The organism is Plantactinospora soyae, from assembly GCF_014874095.1.
In the GTDB taxonomy this organism is placed as follows: domain Bacteria; phylum Actinomycetota; class Actinomycetes; order Mycobacteriales; family Micromonosporaceae; genus Plantactinospora; species Plantactinospora soyae.
Genome location: NZ_JADBEB010000001.1, coordinates 9,330,494 through 9,353,120 on the forward strand (window position 1 = coordinate 9,330,494; position 22,627 = coordinate 9,353,120).

Consider the following 22,627-nt stretch of genomic DNA (forward strand, 5'->3'; position numbering starts at 1 on the left):
AGGCACGGTGCTCGACGATCAGGCCGTACGCCCACCGGCGCTGCGCCCCGGGGACACGGTGCTGCTGGTGTCACCCTCGGGGCCGACCCGACCGGAACGGGTGGCCCGGGGCGTGGAACTCCTCACCAGTTGGGGCCTGCGTCCGGTCCTCGCCCCGAACGCGTACGCCCAGCGCGGCTATCTGGCCGGCGACGACGCACTCCGGGCCGCCGACCTCAACGCCGCCTTCGCCGATCCGGCGGTACGCGGTGTCCTCTGCACCCGAGGCGGCTATGGCGCCCAGCGGGTCGTCGACGCCCTCGACATGGCGCCGGTCCGAAACGATCCGAAGGTGGTGGCCGGGTTCTCCGACATCACCGCGCTGCAACTCGCGCTCTGGCGCGGCGCCCGGCTGGCCACCGTGCACGGGCCGGGAGCCGCCTGGCTGGACGAGCGCACCCCGCCGGCCTCGGCAGAGTCGTTGCGCGCCGCGCTGATGAGCACCGAGCCGGTGGTGGTGCACCGGCTGGCAACCGAGGAGACCGCTCCGGTGCACGTCCCCGGTACGTCCACCGGCCCGCTGATCGGCGGCAACCTCTGCCTGATCGTGTCGTCGTTGGGGACTCCGGACATGCCGGACCTGACCGGGGCGATCCTGTTGATCGAGGACGTCGGGGAGCCGCCGTACAAGGTCGACCGGATGCTCACCCATCTACGCCGGGCCGGGGTGCTGGCCGGGGTGGCCGGGGTGGCGGTGGGCCAGTTCACCGACTGCGCCGACAGCTGGGCGATCGGGGTGGCCGAGGTGCTGGCCGAACGGCTGGGTGACCTGGGGGTGCCGGTGCTCGGCGGGCTGCCGATCGGGCACGGAGTCGGCCAGCTCACTGTGCCGGTGGGCGTACCCGCGACCCTGGACGCCACCGCCGGCACCCTGACCGTCTCCCCCGCCGTACGTTGAGGCTACGCGATTCGAAAACGTCGAGGGACATCCACCGCGCCAGGCTGACACTGCGTCGACAAGCAATCCGAGGTCATCTGTTGAGCCGATAGCCCACGTGCAGCCCGGAGCATGGATACCGATCAGGAACAACCGTTGTTCCTTCGCAATATCGATCGAGATCCTGCCCCTGCAGTCTCGATCCTGGCCCCGAAGGAAAGCTGAACCATTGTTTCGATGCCCCGGCCGCTCAACCGGCGACTTCCTCCATTGCAGCCCTCAGCCCTCCCATCGCGATGAGATCCGGGTACAGGCGACGCAGGGGCGGGTCCATGTGCCACACGTCAGTCATGACATCTACAGCACCGCAGTGCCCCACCTTTCAACGGGAACAGATCTCCCTTTAGCACCGACAGGTCCGACAGGTCCGAGGGAGGATTCCTTCATACCTCCCGTGTCCAGTAAATCATTCGAAATCCCTACCGTAAGGAAGCCGAAACGCGAATACCGGGACACCTGATTCCGTTGCCATAACGATGCCCTTGAGGCCGTCGTTCGTGCTAAATCGGATCATCTCAAACGTATCGCCTTCCAGTTTGTCTAGCGCCTCAAGAATTCCGTTTGTCTGAACGGTCAGTGGCGAGTCTGGGGCGAGCCGTTTACGGCGCCGGACATAGATGGCGCGAACCGCCGCAACCGAAGCGGTTGACCCTTCTGCATCTCGAATCCCCGAGGCACGGACGGCCGAAGAAAACGCCGCCGTACACCACGTTGCAACTGCATCAAACAGGGTTGAGTCATGCATCTGGAAGTTCCAATCCGCGCCTCAGGCTCGAGTCATTTAGCATCCGGAGAACGTGGAGCCACCGACACTCGACCGCACTTCCGCGCCCGTAACCTGGCCACGAATAGTCACTTCACCTTCCTCATACGGGTAGTTAACCCCGTCGACGATCTGTGACGCGACGGACGATCGAGGCACTCGGAGAACTACGCCCGGCCCATTGCCCTCTCTGCTGATGTCAAGGGCAATGTCAGGATCGGCGGTCCAGGATGTAAAGTTGCTACGAGTGTTACCACCGGCATGCTTGTCGGGGTCGTCATGCCCACCCCAGGGTGTCGCGATTCCACGCCGCGCCTCGTCGAGTTTCACATGATCAGACGCCAGGCCACGATAGAGCCAGTCGTCCCCTTCACTGTTGTGGACCAGGATTGGCGTGTTACCGGCCACCACATAGTACGTGTGGATGGTGTCCACAGTGAGGTTGTGGACCCGCTGGTTCTGGGCAGTCCACCGCTCGATCGCCGTTATCTGTACGTACGTGCCGGCTGCAGTGCGCAGCAGCGAACCCACCCGCAGGTCCGTGGCATCTATCCAGGCGCCGAGTTCCGCCGCCCAGAACGGGTGGCCGTCGGTGGCGACGAGCTTCCCGATCCGGTCGCCACGGTCGCCGTCCAGGTCGATCGTTACCCCGACCAGCTTCTTCTCGCCCTGACCGACGATCAGGTTGGTGACCGGTTGGGCTCCCGTCTCCCCGGTCGTCGGATCGGTGGCGAGCACCAGGTCGCCGACCCGCACGTTCTCGATCGGCTTCCCGCTGCCGTTCGCCATCAGGACCGCCGTACCGGGAACGAAGCTGTTCTTGCCGGGAACGGAGCAGCTCCCGCCGGGAGTGGTCCGCGCCGGCGCCGGCGCCGGTCCGTCGGGGCTCATCATCGAGCCGGCGCCGCTTCGACCACCGCCGGCCAGGGCGCCGCCGCTGAGTCGGCCACTCGCGATGCTGGCGATCTCTTCACGAGCGCCCCGGATCAGGCCCTGTCCGGCACCCCGCAGCCCCTGGCCCAGCCCACGGATACCGGCCCCGAGCGCCTGGCCGGCGACGGAACCGAGGGCGCCGCCGAGCGCTCCGGTCAGTCCGCCCATGGCCGCCGTGCCCACCAGGTCCCAACCACGCTTGCCGTTCATGTAGCCGGTGACGGCCGAGCCGACCGCACCGGCGAGTGCGCCGCAGGCGACCGCGCCCACGCCGGTCCAGCCGATGGCCGCACCACAGCCGATCCCTACGACGGCGCCGGCCGCGAATCCGACAATCTCGGCGGCGTGGTCCTCGACGAACTGAGTGGCCTTGTCCCACAGCTTCGTCGCACCCTCGATGAGGGGCGCGGCTTCTCGAAGCGCCTCGAGATACAGCCCCTGCCGGAACTTCGCCGGATCCTTGATCCCGGCCATCGTTACCGCCGTCACGCTCGCCGCGACCTTGATCGAGACGCTCACGACCTTGAGGGCGGTGAGCAGCGGCGCGGTCAACGCCTTGACCACCGGCAGTTTGGTGAACTTGACGACCTGTTCGACGGCCGCCTTCGCCCGCGCGGTGATCGCCACCTTGGCCCGGTGCAGCTGTGCCTGCGCGGCCCGGGCCTGCTGCACGGCCCAGTTCTTGAAGTTGCCGGTTCGCAGCGCGTTGACGCCCTCGCCAATCTTGGTGAACGTGGTCTTGATCGCGCTGACGGTCTTGTTGATGACCCAACTCGCACCGCGGGCTACGAAGCTGTTGAAGGTCTTGAACGCGGACCAGCCCGCCGAGACGGCGCTCGAGGTGTAGTGCCGCACATTGGAAACTGCCCTGGAGAACCCGCTGCTGATCGAACTGCCGATTGACTTCAAGCTCGGCCAGTGACCGTCCGGGTCGTCGTAGTCCAGTGGCGCACCGGCACCGTAGGTGTAGCGGTTGGCCAGGATCGAGTCACCCTTGGCGTAGTTGACGCTGTCCCGCGAGGTGAAGGTACCGGTGCCGGGCTGGTACCAGCGGGCGCCCATGTCGACCTGACCGGTGTCCGGATCGGTCCAGTCACCCTGGAAACCGACGTTGCCGGTGTCACCCGCGCTGTCGACCTTCTTTCCGAACGGGTCGTAGGTGCTGGAGTCGGTCAGTGCCGGCAACGCGGTGTCGGCCGGGTCGAAGGCCGCCACCACATCACCGTGGGCATCGCTGATGACGAGCTGCTTGTCCGACGCACGCCCCACCGCCAGCAACTCGTCGGCGGGGCCCCGGGCGTAGTACTCGACGCCGTCGGAGACCGCCTCGTCGCTGAGCCCGGCGTACGTGAAGGGGTTACCGCCGCGCTTGGTGAGCCGGTCCATGCCGTCGTAGCTGTAGTTCTGCCCCTCGGCCGAGATGAGCCGGTCGAAGGCGTCGAAGCTGTAAGGCTCGACCAGTCCGGAGCTGTTCCGGGTCGCGATGTTGCCTCGGGCGCTGTACGTGTAGGTGTAGTCCCCGTCGGAGAGCAGTCGGTTGCGCTCGTCGAAGGTCGAGGTCTTCGCTCCCGTACGGATCCGGTTGCCGGAGGCGTCCCAGCCGTATCCGACGGTGCCCTCGGGGCCGGTCCAGGAGGTGAGCCGCCCCGCGTCGTCGTAGGTGTACGTGTTGTTGCCGGCGCCGGCCGTTCCGGCGGTGTTCTTACGGGTCAGATGACCGTTGAGGTCGAACCCGTAGCCGACCGAGCTGACCGTGCCACCACCGGAGTTGCGCAGGACGTCGCTGTTGACCCTGCCGTAGTCGTCGTACCCGAAGGTCCGGACCCGGCCGCCGCCGTAGTCGATCGTCTTGACCTCGCCGGCGGCGTCATAGCCGAGTTGCTGCCGCTGCCCGGTGATGCCGTCGGTCATCGAGTCGAGCCGGCCCTTGAGGTAGCCGAAGGTCGCGGAGCCGGCGGCGTCGGTCCGGGACACCAGGTTGCCGTCGTCGTCGTAGCCGAAGCTCGCCGTGCCGGACGGGCCGGTCGCGGTGAGCAGTCCGCCACGGTCGTTGTACGTGAAGGTGTTGGTGCCACCGGGGGCGCTGACGCTGGTCGGCCGGCCCACCTCGTCGTAGCCGAGGGTACGGGCGGTGGTGGCGCTCCCCCCACCGGAGCCGGTCTCGCCGGTGAGCCGGCCGGCAGCGTCGTAGGTACGTTGCCGGCTCACCCCGCCCGGCGCGCTCAGTTGGGCCGGACGGCCCTCGGCGTCGTAGCCGACGGTCCAGGTTCGGTCCGCGGCGGCCGGATGACTCGCGGTGGCCGGATCGATCACGGATTCGGCGAGACCGAGGGTGTTGTAGGTGTAGATGGTGGAGTTGCGGCGACCGTCGGTGTAGCGGGTGCGGTTGCCGGCCGCGTCGTAGCCGAAGCTCGTGGTGATCGACTCCGTCGCGCTGACCGGCTCGACCTGCTCGGCCAGCCGGCTGGCCGCGTCGTACCGGTACGTCGTGACCGCGTCGTACGGGTCCTTCGACGAGATCATGTTGCCGGCGACGTCGTACCCGTAGGTCTGGGTACGCAGCACCGTGTTGTCGGGCTTGAGGTTGGCGTCACTGGCCCGGTTGCCGAACAGGTCGTAGTTGACCCGGACGGTGCGGCCGAGCCCGTCGGAGACCCGGACCTGCCGGCCGGAGGAGTCGTAACCGAACAGTCTCGCCTCGCCGGTCGGTGCGGTGGTGCGGATGACGTCACCGACCGCGTCGTGCGCGTTGATCGTCATCGCACCGGTCGGCGAGACCGTCGAGGTGAGGTTGCCGGCGTCGTCGTACACCATCCGGCTGGTGAGGGTCTTCGCGACCGGCCGACGCTCCAGCCGGGTCTGGGTGACCTGCCGGTCCAGGTCGTCGTAGGTGGACTCGACCCGGGCACCCGTCGGGTCGGTGACCGAAAGCACCTGCCCGGTTCGGGTGTACGTGTAGTGGGTGACCGCCCGGTCGTCGTTGGTGACGGTCGGCACGTCCTGGCTGGTCAGCCGGCTGAGCTGGTCGTAACTCATCCGGGTGGTGCCGCTCCGCCTGATCTGCTCGACCACGTTGCCGAGCCCGTCGTAGCCGGTCCGGACCTCGGGCGTGATCGGTACGGTCATCCCCGGCGGGGTGTACGTAGGCGCGATCGTGCGTACGGCGCGACCGAGCTTGTCGTACTCCACCTTGGACACCTGGCCACGTGGGTCCCGGACGGCCACCTGGTCGCCGAAGGCGTTGTAGCCGACCGCGCTGGTCGGGTTGACCACGCCACCCGACACGCCCCCGCTCTCGACGGGTACGGCGGGACCGGTCGATCCGATCTGCCGGCCGAGTTCGTCGTACTGGAAGCTGGTGGTGAAGGCGGCCTTGGTCGCGCCGGGCACGTTCCCGCGCGGATCGGTGACCGTCAGCCGCAGCCCGCGCCGATCGTAGGTGTAGCTGGTGATCCGGCTCTCGGTGCCGGCGATGACCTTCTCCTCGAGGACGTTGCCGACCTCGTCGTGGCTGTACTCGACGACCTCGGAGCCCGCGACGACCGTCCACGGCACGTTGGAGGGCCGGCCGGTCCGGGTGGTCCGGTCGACGTTGCCGTTCAGGTCGTACCGGTAGCTGGTGGTCCGGGCCAGGCCCGCCGGGTCGACGACGGTGGTACTGACCTTGCCGGCGGCGTCGACCGTGTGCTGGGTGGTCAGCCGGCCGTTCCCCTCGACCTTCCGCACCAGGCTGCCGGCGCCGTCGTAGGTGTTCTCCTCGATCACATAGTCGCGCTTGCTGCCGTTCGGGTCGCGGAAGTCCTTCAACACCAGCCGGTGCAACCGGTCGTCCCGGTAGTACTGGTACTCCAGCCGGCGGCCCATCGCGTCGGTGTCGCTGACCATCCGCCCGGCGTGGTCGTAGGAGTAGGAGTGCAGCACCAGGTAGTCGCCGGTTCCGGTGCCGGGCGAGCCGGCCGGGTCGCTGCGCCAGTTCCGCAGCCGTACCTCGGCGACGTTGTTCCGGGCGGTGTACGCCCAGTCGTACCGGTTGCCGTTTGGGTCCACCATGGACGTACGGTTGCCGAACCGGTCGTAGCCGTAGCTCGTCTCGTTGCCCTCGGCGTCGACGACCCGGATCGGCCGGTTGTGGTCGTCGTACTCGGTGCTGCTGACCCGCTCGGGGCCACCGGCGGCGATGTCGGCGAGCGTCACCGTGAGCAGGTTGCCGTCGTCGTCGTAGCCGTTGGTCGTCTTTGACTGGTGCGTGGTGCTGCTGACCGCGTTGGTGGTGACCGGTCCGACCACCGTTGCCACCCGCCCGTGGGCGTCATAGGTGTAGGTGACGGTGACGCCGGCCGGATACTTGTCGGAGATCACCTTCTCGGTGGTCTTCCGGCCCAGCGTGTCGTAGGTGTACTCGGTGACCAGCCCGGATGGCTCGGTGACCCGGGCCAGGTCGCCGTTGGCGTAGTACTCCTGCCGGGTCAGCTTGTTCCGCGCATCCATGCTGGTGGCGAGCAGGCCGCTCGGCGGGCTTCCCCCACCGACCGCACTCTCGGTGCCCCGGGTGTAGGTGTGGCTGACCCGGCTGTTGTCGGGGCTGAGCTGGCTGGTCAGTTGGCCGGTCGTCTGGTCGTACGTGTACGAGGTGCGGTAGGTGTTGTCGGCGGCGTCCCTGGAGCGCTCGTCCCGGGTCTCCGTCGCCAGACTGCTGAGCGGGTTGAACGGGTCGGTCACCGTGGTCGAGTAGCTGTAGTACGCCGTGTAGCACTCGGTCGCCGTCCGGCAGCTCTTCCGCGTCGCCAGGTTGCCCCGGCTGTCGTAGGTCATCTCGACCGCGTGGCCGTTCTCGTTGGTGACCTTGCCCTGCTGGCCCTGGTTGTTGTAGGAGAAGGTCCGGATCGCCATGCCGTCCAGCGGATGCCGGACGAAGATCGGACCACCGGACGAGTCCGGGATGATGGTGCAGAAGGCCGGGTCACCCGGGTCCGGCACGCTACAGACCTCGGTCGGCGGATTGGGCGAGGTGGTCGGTATGCCGCCCGGCCGGTCCTCCTCCCGCGTCTCCAGGCCCAGCGGTACGCCCGAGCGGAGCAGCCGCCCGGCCAGCGCGTCGTACTCGTACAGGTGGGGCCGGTTGGCCGGGTCGAGCACCTGCACGCTGCGCCGCAGGTCGGTGTCGCCGCCGTAGACGGCGGGCAGGCCGACCTTCCAGGTGCCGCCGTCGCCGTCCGTGTACTCCTTGACCCGGTCGCTGACGGTGTCGTACTCGACCTCGGAGGCGACCCGGCCGGTCGGCAGGATCACCTTGGTGAGTTGCTGCGCCGCCGGCTTGGCGTACTGGAAGTGCGCCTCGACGGTGTCCGGGCCGAGCGGGTGGGAGTAGACGGCGGCCTCGTCGATCAGCCCGGCGAAGTGCCGTTGGCCCGCGCCGCCCCAGCCGGGCCAGGCGGTCGGGTTCGGCACGGCCGCCGCACCGAGCTGGTTGACGGTGAGCAGCGAGTGCTCGATGGTCTGCCCGGTCAGCTTGCCGATCTCTTTGCCGTCCAGGAACAGCGTCTGGATGTTGCCCATCGCGGACAGCACGACGTGGTGCCACTTGTCGTCGTTGACCTTGGCCCCGGACGCGATCGTCGTGGTCGTACCGGTGGCGAACTGGCCACGCAGGAAGCCGTTGGTGTCGGTGTAGAGCACCGGCACCCCGCTGGTCGGCGCGGTGCCGAGCGCCTTGTCCTGGTACCCGAGCAGCGGTCCACCGGTCTGGGTCAGCCCGATCCTGAACCACAGCTCGACGGCGGCGTCCCGGCTCTTCTTCACCAGCCCCTTCGGAAGTTCGACCTGCGACGAGGTGCCGTTGAAGCCGACCGCCGTACTGGTCGTACCCTCCAGCACACCCGGCTGGTTGAGAAGCACGTTGCGGTAGGTGCCGGCGTCCTTGCCGAGGTTGATCGCCACGTCACTGGCCGCGGAGGTGCCCTCGGCCTCACCGAGCCGGTAATACGAGTCGGGTCGCGCGTCGAGCACCCCGGTCCGGTAGTGCGAGCCGGCGGCGTACTCGTAGGTGGTGCACTTGGCGTCGGGGGCACACACCTTGGTCAGCAGTCCGTTGGTGTAGGTGTAGGCCCAGGTGAGCGCCGCGCCGTTGACCGGGTCGGTGCTGACCGTGCCGATCCGGTCGCCGGACCAGGTGAACCGCAGGGAGCGCCCGGCGGTGTTGCTCTGGCTGTTCGAGACCTGCACGCTGGTCAGCCGACGGGCGTTGTCGTACCTGAGCAGGAGCGAGCGGGCCGCGTTGTCGGTGATTTTGACCAGCGTGCCGTCGAGCGCGAAGTGGTGGACCGTGCCGGCGCGGTCGAGCAGTCGCCACTCGGTGCTGGTCACGGTCAGTTTCGCGAGCCGTCCGGCCGGTGCGGCGTAGCTGCCGTCCGGATTCTTGCCGAACCGCACCTCCTGGCCGTCCGGATAGCGGACCACCACGTTGCCGGAGCCGTCGTCGTCCGGCGTCAGCCGCACGTCGTACCGGCTCGACCAGCCGGGCCCGAAGACCGACGAGGTACGCGGATCCAGGCTGTTGTACGTCCGTACCAGGCTCAGCTCCGGTCCGACGGTGGCGACCGCGGCGTCCACGGCCGAGGTGGTGAAGTTGCCGACCTGGGCGTCGAACTGCCGGCCCTGCTCGGCGCCCGGCGCCCCGGCGATCCGGGAGATGACGTCCGGCTGCGGAACCGAGGTCCGCAGCACCACGTAGTCGGTGATGACCTCGTTGCCGGCGTCCTTGACGTAGGCCCGCCACGAGTAGTTCTTGCTCCAGACCAGCCGGCCGGCCGGCACCGTCCAGCTGGGCTTCGTCTGGTAACCGGAGTTGGCGCAGTTGGTCGGGGCACCCGCCTCGGTCTGGTCACAGAGCTCGAACTTGTACTGCAGGGCCAGTCCCGGCGGCGCGTCGGTGTCGATCGCCTGAGCCCAGAGCAGCGGGGTCAGCGTCGGCGTCTCGTAGCCGTTCGCCGGATACAGCGCCTGCACCACCGGCTCCACGTCGAAGATCTGGAGCACGATCCGGGCGGGCGGCACCTGATGGTCGGTGAAGACGATCCCACCGGTACGGACCATGGTGAAGTCGAGGAAGTACGCCCCGGGCGGCAGTGCCTTGATCGTCGCGTCCAGCGTCACCCGACCACCCCGGGCCACGTTGCCGGGCAGGTTCGCGGACCGCTGCTGGGTCACCGACGCACCGGTGTTCGCGTTGTAGGCCCGGTAGGCGAGGTAGTAGGAGCCGGGTGACCAGGCCTCGGCCCCTCGGTTGGTGACCGTGATCTGGACCTTGCCGTCCCGGTTCTGCAGGACAGCCGGATCCGGGGTCGGCTTCGGGATCTCGTATCCGGCGTTGTACGGGGTGTGCGTGACGTACAGGCTCGGCGGGTTGGCGGTACCGGTGCCGGCGAACGTCTTCCGCGCCAATTCGTCGTTGGTCGGCGCCCGCAGCGACAGCCCGTGGTTGGCCTGCTGGCCGTTCACCCATCGCTGGACGAGCTTGCGCCCGTTGACACCGAGGTCGAACATCTCGGCCGCGACCGGGCAGGCCGACTGGGACTGGCCCGTCCCGATGAAGCCGTGCGCGAACGACTTGGTGACCAGCGCGCCACCGACCGCCGGCCCCGGGTAGGCATAACCACTGCCGGCCGTCCACGAACCGGTGACCGGGTGCACGCTGACCGGTCGGGCGCGACAGGAGGGCGCGTCGTAGTTCACCACGGAGAGCGCGGCGCCGTAGATGGTGTGGTTCTGCAGCCGGCTGGTCACCCCGCCGAACTTCAGGTACGTCGCGGCGCTTCCGTTTTTCGTCTGGCCGACGAGCAGCTCGGTCGTGTTCGCGACCGAGTTCCCGCCCTGCACGTACATGGTGCTGTCGGTGGTGAACGCGCCCACCGGCGGCCCGACGGTCGGGTCGACCTCGACCGGGTACCGGCGGTCCGGATCCTGCAACCAGGTGCCGTCCAGGTCCATCCGCAGCGCGGGCCGGCCATTGTCGGTGACGAGTTGGTAGGTGACCCCGGTCGACATGGCCGGGCCGTCCGCGCCCGTGCCGGCGTCGAGCATGTAACCCGGCGGGATGGCGGCGCGCTGCCGGCCCGCCGGGTCGGCCAGCACGACGTGACCGTCGACGAGGCTGGTGCTCAGACCGTGCAGCTCCAGCGGGAAGAGGTAGGAGCGTGGCGCCTGCGCGGACGCCAGCACCAGGGTTTCCTTCACCCCGCCCGGCCGTGCCGTCAGGCGCAGGTCCACTCCCGGCCGCACCCCCGGATAGGTGACGGTGTCGCCGTCGACCCGGCCCGGACTCGTGGCGGCGCCGGCCAGGCCGAACGCCAGCACCTCGCCCCCGTCGAGGGTCAACCGGGCCAGTTGGCCGGCGCTTGCGTCCTCGGCCAGCCGCAGCTCGACCGAGTCGGCGGCGTTGCGCCAGCCGGAGCCCTCCGGGTCCGGGACCAGGGTGCTGTCGATCGGCGCCCAACTGCCGTCCGGGCGCTGGTAGTTCAGCGGGGATGGCGAGAATTCGGTGGTCTGGCTGCCGTCGGCGTTGTCGTAGACCCGCTCGTTTCCGCCCCGGCCACTCGGGCGTTCCCGGCTCGTCGCCTTGTCGAAGCCGCCGGACTCCGCCACCGGCGGATCGGCCACCCTCGCCTCGTTGCGGCCCGGTTTCGGCTGCTGGTCCAGCGTGCGGAGCGGATACTGGCCCCGCAGCGACCGGGGCAGCTCGCGGTTGACCGAACCACCGGTCAGGTGGGAGCCGCCGGCTGCCGAACCCCAGCGTTGGTCGGGCGCCTTCCCGGCGGTGTGCCGCGCCGCCGGATCCCGCCAGGAGGCCGGCGCCGCGACGATCCCGCTGCCCGCGAGATTCAGGGCGAGCAGTCCGACGAGCCCGGCCGCGACGCCCGGGCGCCAGACGGACCGGAGGCGGCGTCGTCGCCGACGCCCCCACGCTGTCCGCTCTGGACGGTCTTCGGACACACGCAATGAAATCGGCATCAGACACCCCCGTGCATCTGATTGACTCAGACGAATGCGATTACCGTGGCAGCACGATCACGAACTGTCAAGTGACCAATCGAACGTGGCGATATCATCCCGAACAAGGCGGCAAACAGACATCGTAGGCATTGCCGGCAACGACGATAGACCACAGCCCTACCACATACCGCAACTCATTTATCGAACTATAGACAGTCGACGACCCGGTCACATCGGGGTAGCGGCGGATGACGCGTTCACGCATGATGAAGCCACTCATCGACTGCGGTCAGGCTGTGGTCGGTGGGCGCCGTCTACACGGAGTTACGGAGGCATGGGCGCTTGTCCATACCAGACCAGTCAATGCCCATTCGGGGAGGGTAACGAACCGTGACGCACACTTCTGATTCGCATCCGAGGACATCCGGTAGACGGAGATTTCTGTCTCTGGCCACCGCAGCATTCACCACGTTGACCGTCGTCGTCGCCCCGCTGTCACCGACACCGGCACAGGCCGCCGACACCAACGTCTGCGCACCGACCGCATCCGTATTCGCCGTATTGTCGAGCGGTCCGCTACGGCGTTACACGCTGAGCAACCCGGGCAGCACCAACACCGGCTGGACGAACGAGCAGGTCGGCCACGCGGGCTGGCAGAACTTCGGCCGGGTCCTGGCTGGACCGGACAACCGGGTGTACGGGATCGGCTCCACCGGGCTGCTCCGCTACAGGTGGCTCGGTCCCGGAGCCATCTGGGAGCAGAAGGAGGGTCTGACCGCCTGGCCCATCAGCTCGAACTTCACCGAGTACGCCACCGCCGCGCTCCGGAACAAGATAACCGTCGACGAGCGGGGCGACTTCTACAGCGTCGACGCCACCGGTCGGCTGCGCTGGAGCCGGTTCGACGAGCCCACGAAGACCTGGCTCGTCGACCGACGGGTGATCGACACCGGCTGGGACCGGTACAACCTGATCGTGGCCGCGGGCGACGGCGTGGTCTACGGCCGGGCGGCGAACGGACAGCTCCACCGCAGCCGGTTCGACCCGCACAGCCAGCGCTGGCTGGTACAGCACCAACTGGTCCACACCGGCAACTGGGGCACCTTCCCCAAGGGCATCTTCTCGGCCGGCGGCGACACCCTCTACGGCATCCAGGCCGGCGGTAACCTCCTCCAGTACCGCTACCGCGAGGACAACAACAGCTGGGTCATCAACGGCCGGCAGATCGGCGCCGGTTGGCAGGTCTTCCCCGACGTCGGCGCCAGCACCAACGTCTGCAAGCTGACCGCCTCGCACACCCCGGAGCGGCCGACCGTGCAGGCGGAGAACTACGCCCCGACGGCCGCGATGCAGGCGAAACCCAACGGGACCGCGTTGGGCACCCTGGAGTTCGCCCACACCGACAACATCGGCGGGGTCTGGCACGGCACGATGGATCCCAGCAACGTCAACACCCTGCGCTGGGAGCCGATCGAGGTATCGGACGCCTATGTCGGGAAACCGGCCCTGGTCGACTACACGGACGGCCGGGTCAACATCATCGCCCAGGGGCTCTCCAGCGATGCGTACCAGCTCGGTCAGGCAACGGCGAACGTGGCCGGCTGGAAACCCTGGCTCAATCTCGGCGGACGGATGTCATCACAGCCATCCGCCGTACGCCTCTCCGACAACACCCTCGCGGTGTTCGCCCTGGACGCCGCCGGTGCACCGTGGTTCCGTCAACAGGACGGCACCACCGGTGACCTGATGGGGTGGCGCAAGCTCGCCGGTACCGGCTTCACCGGCGCTCCGGTGGTCACCGTCGGCGCCGAACGCGCGGCGTTCCTCACGGTCCGGGACAGCGCCGGCACCCTGCACACGGCGACCTACAAGGACGGCGCCCTGAGTGCCTGGGTGAGCCTCGGCGGCAGTGGCTTCACCGGAAACGCGTCGGTAGTCGTCCTGCCGGGGCAGCGCCGGATGGTCTTCGCCCGGCACGGCGACGGCACGGTGCAGACCCAGTTCCAGAACGCCGACGGCACCTTCCCCGGCACCTGGGGGCAGGTCGGAGATGCCAGCATCACGGCGGCGGGCTCGCCCAGCGCCGCCCTGAGCCCGAACTCCGGTCGGGTCTCCGTGGTCGTCCGTGGCCCGGACGGAATCATCTACTACTCGGCGCAGACCGCACAGGGCTCGCAGACCTGGCGGGACTGGATCATCGCCAGGCCCGACTCGGTGTCGGAGTCGTACCCGACCGACCCCACCATGCTCACCTACCGGGCGAACAACGGCATGAACCTCGGGTTCGTCGTCCGTACCGCCGCCAACGGCGGTCGCCTGTACGAGATCGTCGAACCGCCCGCCCGGGAGGGCGCCCGGGCCAGCACGGCGGAACCCAGCTTCGTCCGACAGGTGATGCCGGCGCTGCCCACGCGCTGAACCGCTGAACCTGGTCCGCCCGGCGAGCTGTCCGGGCGGACCAGGCCGCTGTCCACCCTGGCCAGGGCGACGGTCTCCCGGTCCGGACGGTTCGCCGACCCGCCGTCGGTCGTTCGGCGGCGTACCGTCAGTCGGCGGTGCCTTGCAAGGCCCGCTCGTAGCGGGCGCGTAGCTCCGGATCGGATTTCACGGATGCGGCCAGAGCCGCGAGGGACGGCCCCGAGACGGCGATGATGGTTTCGGTCTCGGCCAGCCGGACGAACGCCTCGGCAGCGAGTTCCCGATCGACCCCGGAGACGAAGGACTCGTCCAGGGCCTCCACCCCCAGTAGCGCACCCAGCCGCCTGTCGACGATCCGGTCACGGCCGAGGAAGACCAGGCCACACCGGAGCAGCGCCTCGGCCAACCGGTTATCGGTGACCAGGTACAAGGGCAGCGACGCCATTACCTGGTACGCCAGCTCGGCCGGCAGGTCCGAGTCGTCGGCGAGCCGATCGAGGACGAGCGCGGTGAACCGGAACAGCACATCAATGTCGGTCTGGAGTGCGGTCAGTGACCTGGCGACCCGCAGATAGCCGTCCAGGCGTTCGGCCACGGTACGGTCCGGCGACGGGAACATCACGAGCGCGAGCACGTCGTGCAGCCCGGACCCGGCCCCGGCCTGCGGGGTGACGAGGAAGCCGTTGATCCCCGCCGGATGGGCCGCCACCGCCGGTTCGAGCGCGTGGATCAGCACGTCGTCGTCGATCGCACATCGCAGGTACGCCCGGCGGGCGAGCTGAACCCAGGACTGGCCCGGCCGGATGAAGCCAAGCGATCGATCCGGCGGCAGGCCGTACGTCCACAGCGGGTCGATCGGCCGGGGCTGCCAGGCGACCGGATCGGTGGTGATCCGCAGCGCGATGTCCCGGACGTCGTCGTCGCCGGTACGCAGCCGGTCGAGGAGCAGCGTCTCGACCATGCTGCTCCAGTCCTGGCTGCCGAGCTGGGACTGCCACAGCAGGGTCTCCCGGTGCCAGCAGGCCACCACGTTGCGGCCGGGATAGAGCCGGCTGCCGTGCAGGGTGCCCGCGGCAGAGAGCGCCAACAGCAGCAGGTTCGCGCTGTACGCGGCGTGCCTGGCCGGTACCGGCAGCGGATGGGGCTGGTACGACTCGAACCGCCGGGAGGGCCGGGCGTGGTGGGCCGTCTGGAAGAGCCCGACCAGCAACTCCGTCAGTCCGGCCCGTCCTTCGGCCGGCACGCCGGACATCAGCCCGGTCAGGAACCCGAGGATCGGCGTCCGCCCGCTCAGCGCCGCGTACGACAGCAGGGCGTGCAGCAGGTCGTCCTCGGGCGGCCCGCCCCCGAACGACATCGTCGCGGCCGCTTCCCGGGCCGCGATGTCGGTCAGCGCCTGCCAGGCGAACCGGGCGACCAGGAACTCGCCGAAGGTGGCGTGCAGGAACTCGTACGTCTCCAGCCGGCTGTTGTCGCGCTCCGCCCTCGCGCGGTGCACGAAGAAGAACCGGCCGAGCACGATCTCGGCGTGCCCCAGCGGCGCGCGCAGGTCGGCGGGCGGGCCGGGCGCCGGCGCCGCGCCGAACAGGGCGAGCAGGTCGGTCTCCAACTGAGCTTCGGTCACCCACTGGGCGTTGCGGTTGAACATCGCGAAGGCGACCACCGACAGCCGGCGCAGTTCCACCTCGACGGCCCGGTCCACCTCGCCGGGCGGCAGCCCCGGCCGGTGCTTGACCACCTCCCGATGGGCGAACCGGCGCAGCAGGCGCTCGTAAAGTTCGTCCTTGCGCAGCACACCGGCCGAGCGCAGCGCGTTGCCGTCGGCGTCGTACAACGCCAGCATCAGCAGCAGCAGCGGCTGCCCGGCCAGCTCGCGATGGGCCAGCACGGTCGGCAGGTCCAGCGGAGCAACCTCACGGGCCACGAACTCGTCGGCGTTGACGGTGTTCCAGGTCGTCAACCAGGCTGCCACCCGCTCCTCGTCGAACGGCTCCAGCCGCAGCCCGACGCTTCCCTCCGGCGGGCGGGCCCGGTCGGCGACGCTGGTCCGGCTGGTCACCATGACCACGACCGGTCGGCCCTGGTCGGCCTCGCGACGCTGGAACGCCGCGACCTTGAGCAGGTAGTCGGTCTGGCTCACCCCGGTCGCCTGGAGCAGTTCGTCGAAGCCGTCGAGGAGCACCACCGGCAGGGCGTCACCGGCCGACCGGACCAGCGCCGGCCAGTCCAGCCGCTCGCCGGTCGCCGCGCGGACCGCGTACTCGATCTGGTCCTGAAGGTCGGCGGCGGCCGGCACGTCCCGGAGCACCACCCGGACCAGCAGGAAGTCGGCGGCCGGTAGTTGGGCCGCGAGCACCCGGGTGAGTACGGACTTGCCGGAACCGGGCTGTCCGAGTACCAGTAACGGCGCCTCGACCGCGCCCGGTGTGGTGAGGTAGCCGGCGAGGAACTCGGACAGATCTTCCCGGACGGGCTGGTCCAGCCACCACGATTCGTCGCTGGGCCGGGCGTCCGACCCGAGTGCGGCCACCCGGCACAGTGGTGGCACGTACGCCGCGCCGAGGGTCGGCACCCGGATCCCCGCCGGTACGTCCCCGGACTCGACGATCGACCGGGCCAGTTCCGCCGCGTACGCCGTCGCCAGCGCGGCCCGCCGATCGTCCGGGGCCCGACCGGTCGAGATGTGTCGAAGCAGCCGTTCGAGATCGCCGAGGGCGGCGGAGAGCTGGCGGAGTTCGGCCCGGGTCGCGGCATGCTCCCGGAGCCCGGCCCAGAAGGACACCTCGGGAAACTCCCCGGCCAACCGGCCGAGCAGGTCCTGGTGCCGGTCCACCGCCCTGGCCGGCAGCACCTCGAGGACGGCGTCGAACCGCTGCCACTCGCCGAGACCCAGCCGCTCCCAGGCCGCCAGCCCGGCCACGAACCGCCGAAGTCGGTCGCCGACGTCCCGGTAGTAGCCCTCCAGGGCGGCCCGAAAGTCCTGGTACGCCTGCTCCGGGGCAGGTGCCGGAACCCCTCCGCCGAAGAACGCCCGCAGCAGCGGCCCGTGGTCGGCCCAGTGTGCCCCGGCCACCGCGACCTGCTCGCGCTCGGTCAGCGCCAGGTCGCCGAACCGCAACGGCAGGTCGGCCTCGGACAGCGCCTCGAAGAACGCGGTTGCCACGAGCACCCGATGTGCACCCGCCAGCCGCTCGGTCCGGTCGTACCGGGTGAGGCCGGCGCGTCGCTCCGAGACGGTGCGGACGAGATCGTGGCTGAGCCGGACGAACTCGGCCTTGGCGTCGAAGAGTGCCAGCACCGCCGGCACCGCGACGGCCGTGCCGAGCAGAGCGCCTCCGGCGAGGGTGTCGAGCGCGCTCAGCACCCGGCTGCGGTCGCCGCCGAGCAGCCGGGCGGCGTGGGCGTAACTCAGCGTCCGGGGCACGCGGCGACTCCTGTCGGTTCGGGATTCTCGGCCCAAGCATTGCCGTACCGGACAACCGGCGGTAGTGGCCGCGGACCGCCCGGACGGGCCCGGACCGGGACGGAATTCGGAGTTCCGGCCATGATTCTCAGCCGCCTGCCAGGTCGGCCAGGGTTACCGCACAGGGTGGTGCCGCAGTCTGGGCGACTTGCACGCGCATCGTCGACGAGAGGAAAACCGCAGATGAGCAGCCTGCTATCCCGGAAGAGAGTCCTCGGCGGCCTGGTCGCCGCCGGAGTGCTCACGGTGGGCATCGCGGCCCCGGCCGTGGCGTTCGCCGAGGACGGCGCGACGCCGGCTCCGTCCCCGTCGGCCTCCTCCGACCCCGGTACGACGCCGCAGGGCCAGGATCAGCGTGCGGCGGATCGGCGCGGCAAACTGGCCGAGCAACTCGCCACCGAACTGGGCGTTCCGCAGGACAAGGTCGAGGCGGCGCTGACCAAGATCACGCAACAGCGCCAGGCCGAGCGGAAGGATCAGGGCAGTCCGGATGGGAAGTCGGGAGCGGACCGGGAGGCGTGGCTGAAGACCCGGCTCGACAAGGCGGTGTCGGACGGCAAGCTGACCCGGGAGCAGGCCGACGCCATCGTCGCGGCGTTCCAGGCGGGCGTGCTGCCGGCCTGGGGCGGCGGTCCGGGACACCGCGGCGGCTGGACCGGCGCGAAGCACGACGGATCGAAGCACGAAGGCAGCTGGACCGGCCCGAAGCACGACGGCGCGACGGGCGACGGCGCGACGGGCGGTCCGGCGGACGGTGGCCAGAGCGACACCCCGGCCGCGAAGTAGCCCACCCCCGCCCGGGTCGCGCACCTCTCCCCCGCGCGCTCCGGAACCGTACCCACCGGCGTCTCGGACGGACCGGCGGGACGGTACGCGGCGGGACGGCGGTTCCACACCGTCGTCCCGCCGCTGGGCGGGGTACGCCGGTCAGGTGATGCAGGCGCAGACGATTGGGCGGGGTACGCCGGTCAGGCGATGCAGGCGCAGACGATCAGAGCCGCCCCGAAGTGCGTCGCCGCGCTCACCCGGGCCGCCGGATGCGGCTCCTCGGAGCAGATCACCTCACCGAGCTTGCCCGGGGTCAGCCAGTCGAGCACCAGGAACGCCAGCGCCATGATGCCGATCCCGATGACTCCGAACAGGACGGTCGAGGCCAGCCCCTTGGCGAAGTCGGTGTAGCTGGTCAGGATCGCGGTGAAGACGATGCCGGCGATACCGAGCTGGTTGGCCAACAGCAGCAACGACGCGTTCGGGTTGCGCTGGATCCAGATCAGTTCACGCAGCTTGCCCGGGGTGAGGGCATCTACCAGCACGAATCCGGCTGCCATCAGCGCAATGCCGACCACACCGAACACGATGCTCTGCCAGGCTCCCGCGAACAGATCCTCGACCACCGACTGCCTCCAAACGAGGTGTGGACGGCCGCCGGAAGCGGCCGCGGTGGTCAGGACGATAGCGTGCGGTGGCAAGGCCAGACAGCCCCACGTAGCCCGGGGCGGTGTTAGGAAGGGCCCCCGCTACCGCAGAAAGCGGTAGGCGGGGGCCCTTCCTAACTGACCGAACAGTCAGAGCAGACCCAGGTAACGCTGACGCTCGTACGGGGTGACCTCGCGGCGGTACTGCTCCCACTCGGCGCGCTTGTTCCGGAGGAAGAAGTCGAAGACGTGCTCACCGAGCACCTCGGCGACCAGTTCCGATCCCGACATCACGTCGATCGCCTCGGCGAGGTTCTCCGGCAGGGACTCGTACCCCATCGCCTTACGCTCGGCGTTGGACAGCGCCCAGACGTCGTCCTCGGCGCCCGCCGGCAGCTCGTACCCCTCCTCGATGCCTTTCATGCCGGCGCCGAGCAGCACCGCGAAGGCGAGGTACGGGTTCGTGGCCGAGTCCGGCGAGCGGACCTCGATCCGGGCGGAGTTCGGCTTGCCGTACGCCGGCACCCGCACCAGCGCGGACCGGTTGAGGTGCCCCCAGCAGACGTACGCCGGGGACTCGGTGATCCGGTCCGGCAGTGCCTGCGGGAACAGCCGCTTGTACGAGTTGACCCACTGGTTGGTGACCGCCGTGTACTCGCGGGCGTGGGTGAGCAGCCCGGCGATGAAGGCGCGGCCCACCTTGGAGAGCTTCATCGGGTCGCTCGCGTCGTGGAACGCGTTGCGCTCCCCCTCGAAGAGGGAGAGGTGGGTGTGCATCCCACTGCCCGGCTGGTCGGTGAACGGCTTGGGCATGAAGCTGGCGCGTACTCCGGTGGAGAGCGCGACCTCCTTGACCATGTGCCGGAACGTCATGATGTTGTCGGCCGTGGTGAGCGCGTCGGCGTAGCGCAGGTCGATCTCCTGCTGGCCCGGCGCGACCTCGTGGTGGCTGAACTCGACCGAGATGCCGATCCGCTCCAGGGCCAGTACGGCCTGCCGGCGGAAGTCCCGGGCCACCGCGTGGGTGGTGTGCTCGAAGTAGCCGCCCGAGTCGACCGGCACCGGCACCGAGCCGTCGGCGGGGCCGTTCTCCAGCAGGAAGAACTCGATCTCGGGGTGGGTGTAGAAGGTGAAGCCCTTCTCCGCCGCCCGGGACAGCGCCCGGCGCAGCACGTGCCGGGGATCGGCCCAGGACGGGCTGCCGTCGGGCAGCAGGATGTCGCAGAACATCCGGGCGCTCTCGCCGCTGACCCCGCCCTCGAAGGGAAAGACCTGGAAGGTCGTCGGATCGGGCATGGCGACCATGTCCGACTCGAAGACCCGGGCGAATCCCTCGATCGCGGAACCGTCGAACCCGATCCCTTCGTCGAAGGCGGCCTCCAGCTCCGCAGGCGCGACTGACACGCTCTTGAGCGTTCCGAGCACGTCGGTGAACCACAACCGGACGAAACGGATGTCACGCTCTTCCAGCGTACGGAGCACGAACTCCTGCTGACGGTCCACCTCAACCCCTCGCACACGTCGTTCGGACCGGCCCAGCCGGTGTACGGCCTAGCGGTCCAGTCTTCCCCGGTTCCGTTACGCGGACGTTACGTGAGCTGGACCGCAACGGCTGCGCGGGGTGGCTCGCCGTGCCCGCATGCTGGGCGTTCATACCAAAGATAGCCGTAACCGCCGTTCTGGCGTTGTCGGGAGCGCGCCCAGCGGTGTTAGGAAGGGGCCCTTCCTATACAAAAAGCGATAAGAAGGGGCCCTTCCTTGCAGGGTGGAGTGCGGCGCGTCCGGCCGGGACGGCTGGGGCAAGATGAAGGCATGCCGACCTTGCGCATCGCTCTGGCCCAGGTCAATCCGACCGTCGGCGACATCGCCGGCAACGCGGCGGTCATCCGGGACCGGTCCCGCGCCGCCGCCGACGCCGACGCGCACCTCGTGGTGTTCCCCGAGATGATGCTGACCGGGTACCCGGTCGAGGACCTGGTCTTCCGGGACTCCTTCGTCGCCGCCTCCCGGGCGACCCTCGACCAGCTCGCCGTCGACCTCGCCGCGGACGGCCTCGGCGCGATGCCGGTACTGGTCGGCTATCTCGACGCCGACGGTCCGGCCAGCGCCAACGCCGAGGCCACCCCGGGCCGGGGGCCACGCAACGCCCTCGCCGTACTGCACGACGGGCGGGTGGCGGCCCGCTACTTCAAGCACCACCTGCCCAACTACGGCGTCTTCGACGAGGACCGCTACTTCGTCCCGGGCGACACCCTCACGGTCGTCCGGATCGGCGGTGTCGACGTCGCGCTCACCGTCTGCGAGGACCTGTGGCAGGCCGGCGGCCCGTTCCAGGTCGCCCGCCGCGCCGGCGTCGGCCTGGTCGTCAACATCAACGGCTCGCCGTACGAGTTGAACAAGGACGACGTACGGCTGCCGCTGATCCGCCGCCGGGCCGCCGAGGCCGACGCGACGGTGGCGTACGTCAACACCGTGGGCGCCCAGGACGAGCTGGTCTTCGACGGCGATTCGATGATCGTCGCGCCGGACGGCACCCTGCTGGCCCGCGCCCCGCAGTTCGTGGAGCAACTGCTGCTGCACGACCTGGAACTGCCCGCCGGCCGCGTCGACGCGCCGACCGGCACCGAGCCCGCCCAGCCGGTTCCGGCAGGCGCCCGGGAGGACATGGCCATCAGCCGGGTACGGATCAGCGCCGAACTCCCCGCGCCTCCCGGACCACCGGCGGTCGGCGGCGTCACCGAACCGGTCGTCGACGAGGGCGAGGTGTGGCAGGCGCTGGAGCTGGGGCTGCGCGACTACGTCGACAAGAACGGTTTCCGCTCGGTGGTCCTCGGCCTCTCCGGCGGGATCGACTCGTCGGTGGTCGCCGCGATCGCGGTGGACGCGCTCGGTCCGACCCGGGTGGTCGGGGTGTCGATGCCCAGTCAGCACTCCTCCGAGCACTCCCGGGAGGACGCCGCCGACCTGGCCGCGCGGACCGGGCTCGACTACCGGGTCGAGCCGATCCAGCCGATGGTCGACGGCTTCCTGGCCAACCTGTCGCTGTCCGGGATGGCGGTGGAGAACCTCCAGGCCCGGGTCCGTGGGGTGCTGCTGATGGCGTTGTCGAACCAGGAGGGCCACCTCGTCCTGACCACCGGCAACAAGAGCGAACTGGCGGTCGGCTACTCCACCCTCTACGGCGACTCGGTCGGCGGGTTCAACCCGCTCAAGGACGTCTGGAAGAGCCTGGTGTGGAAGCTGGCTAGCTGGCGCAACGCGGAGGCGATCCGACGCGGCGAGACCCCGCCGATCCCGGAGAACTCGATCCGGAAGCCGCCGAGCGCGGAACTGAGCCCGGGCCAGTTGGACAGCGACACCCTGCCCGACTACTCCGTACTCGACGCGATCCTGGTCGGCTATGTCGACGGCGACCAGGGCCGGGACGACATCGTCGCCGCTGGGCATGATCCGGAGGTGGTGGACAAGGTGCTGCGGATGGTCGACCTCGCCGAGTACAAGCGCCGGCAGTCCGCCCCGGGTTCGAAGATCTCGATCAAGGCGTTCGGCCGGGACCGCCGCCTGCCGATCACCAACCGGTGGCGCGAACGCCCGTAGCGCCGTCAGCCCGTCAGCCGTCAGCCCGTCGGGCGTCGGGCGTCGACGGGCGGTCGGGCGGGCGGGCGGTGTGA

General features: G+C 69.5%; 9 protein-coding genes. 4 read left to right on the forward strand and 5 right to left on the reverse strand.

What is annotated here, in order from left to right:
• Window positions 1-7: 7 nt before the first annotated feature.
• Complete coding sequence (locus H4W31_RS40680; RefSeq protein WP_192771449.1) at window positions 8-937, forward strand: S66 peptidase family protein; 930 nt, start codon at window positions 8-10, stop codon at window positions 935-937.
• Between the two features lie 445 nt (window positions 938-1,382).
• Here H4W31_RS40680 and H4W31_RS40685 read toward each other — a convergent pair whose 3' ends face one another.
• Window positions 1,383-1,721: a hypothetical protein gene (locus H4W31_RS40685; RefSeq protein WP_192771450.1), complete on the reverse strand. Its 339-nt coding sequence runs from the start codon at window positions 1,719-1,721 to the stop codon at window positions 1,383-1,385.
• 36 nt (window positions 1,722-1,757) lie between these two features.
• Window positions 1,758-11,660, reverse strand: coding sequence for a polymorphic toxin-type HINT domain-containing protein (locus H4W31_RS40690; protein WP_318783678.1), 9,903 nt, complete (start codon window positions 11,658-11,660; stop codon window positions 1,758-1,760).
• Between the two features lie 471 nt (window positions 11,661-12,131).
• Between H4W31_RS40690 and H4W31_RS40695 the strand changes: the two genes are divergently transcribed.
• Complete coding sequence (locus tag H4W31_RS40695; RefSeq protein ID WP_225945931.1) at window positions 12,132-14,078, forward strand: tachylectin-related carbohydrate-binding protein; 1,947 nt, start codon at window positions 12,132-12,134, stop codon at window positions 14,076-14,078.
• Between the two features lie 127 nt (window positions 14,079-14,205).
• Here H4W31_RS40695 and H4W31_RS40700 read toward each other — a convergent pair whose 3' ends face one another.
• Window positions 14,206-17,502: an NACHT domain-containing protein gene (locus H4W31_RS40700; protein ID WP_192771452.1), complete on the reverse strand. Its 3,297-nt coding sequence runs from the start codon at window positions 17,500-17,502 to the stop codon at window positions 14,206-14,208.
• Window positions 17,503-17,724: 222 nt separating this feature from the next.
• On the opposite strand from H4W31_RS40700, the gene H4W31_RS40705 reads away from it, so the two are divergent.
• Complete coding sequence (locus H4W31_RS40705; RefSeq protein WP_225945932.1) at window positions 17,725-18,327, forward strand: hypothetical protein; 603 nt, start codon at window positions 17,725-17,727, stop codon at window positions 18,325-18,327.
• 182 nt (window positions 18,328-18,509) lie between these two features.
• Here H4W31_RS40705 and H4W31_RS40710 read toward each other — a convergent pair whose 3' ends face one another.
• On the reverse strand, window positions 18,510-18,935 hold the full coding sequence (locus H4W31_RS40710) for a DUF350 domain-containing protein (protein WP_192771453.1): 426 nt from the start codon (window positions 18,933-18,935) through the stop codon (window positions 18,510-18,512).
• A gap of 171 nt (window positions 18,936-19,106) precedes the next feature.
• The gene (glnA, locus tag H4W31_RS40715; RefSeq protein ID WP_192771454.1) at window positions 19,107-20,459 is read right to left on the reverse strand and encodes a type I glutamate--ammonia ligase; all 1,353 of its coding nucleotides are present in this window, start codon (window positions 20,457-20,459) and stop codon (window positions 19,107-19,109) included.
• Between the two features lie 309 nt (window positions 20,460-20,768).
• Between glnA and H4W31_RS40720 the strand changes: the two genes are divergently transcribed.
• A complete protein-coding gene (locus H4W31_RS40720) occupies window positions 20,769-22,553 on the forward strand; it encodes an NAD+ synthase (protein WP_192771455.1) in 1,785 nt (594 codons plus the stop codon).
• Window positions 22,554-22,627 lie beyond the last annotated feature (74 nt).

Bases quoted from the DNA above. Each gene is read 5' to 3' on its own strand.
- H4W31_RS40705 (WP_225945932.1), top strand. From the start codon at position 17,725: ATGAGCAGCCTGCTATCCCGGAAGAGAGTCCTCGGCGGCCTGGTCGCC.
- H4W31_RS40685 (WP_192771450.1), bottom strand. From the start codon at position 1,721: ATGCATGACTCAACCCTGTTTGATGCAGTTGCAACGTGGTGTACGGCG.
- H4W31_RS40720 (WP_192771455.1), top strand. From the start codon at position 20,769: ATGCCGACCTTGCGCATCGCTCTGGCCCAGGTCAATCCGACCGTCGGC.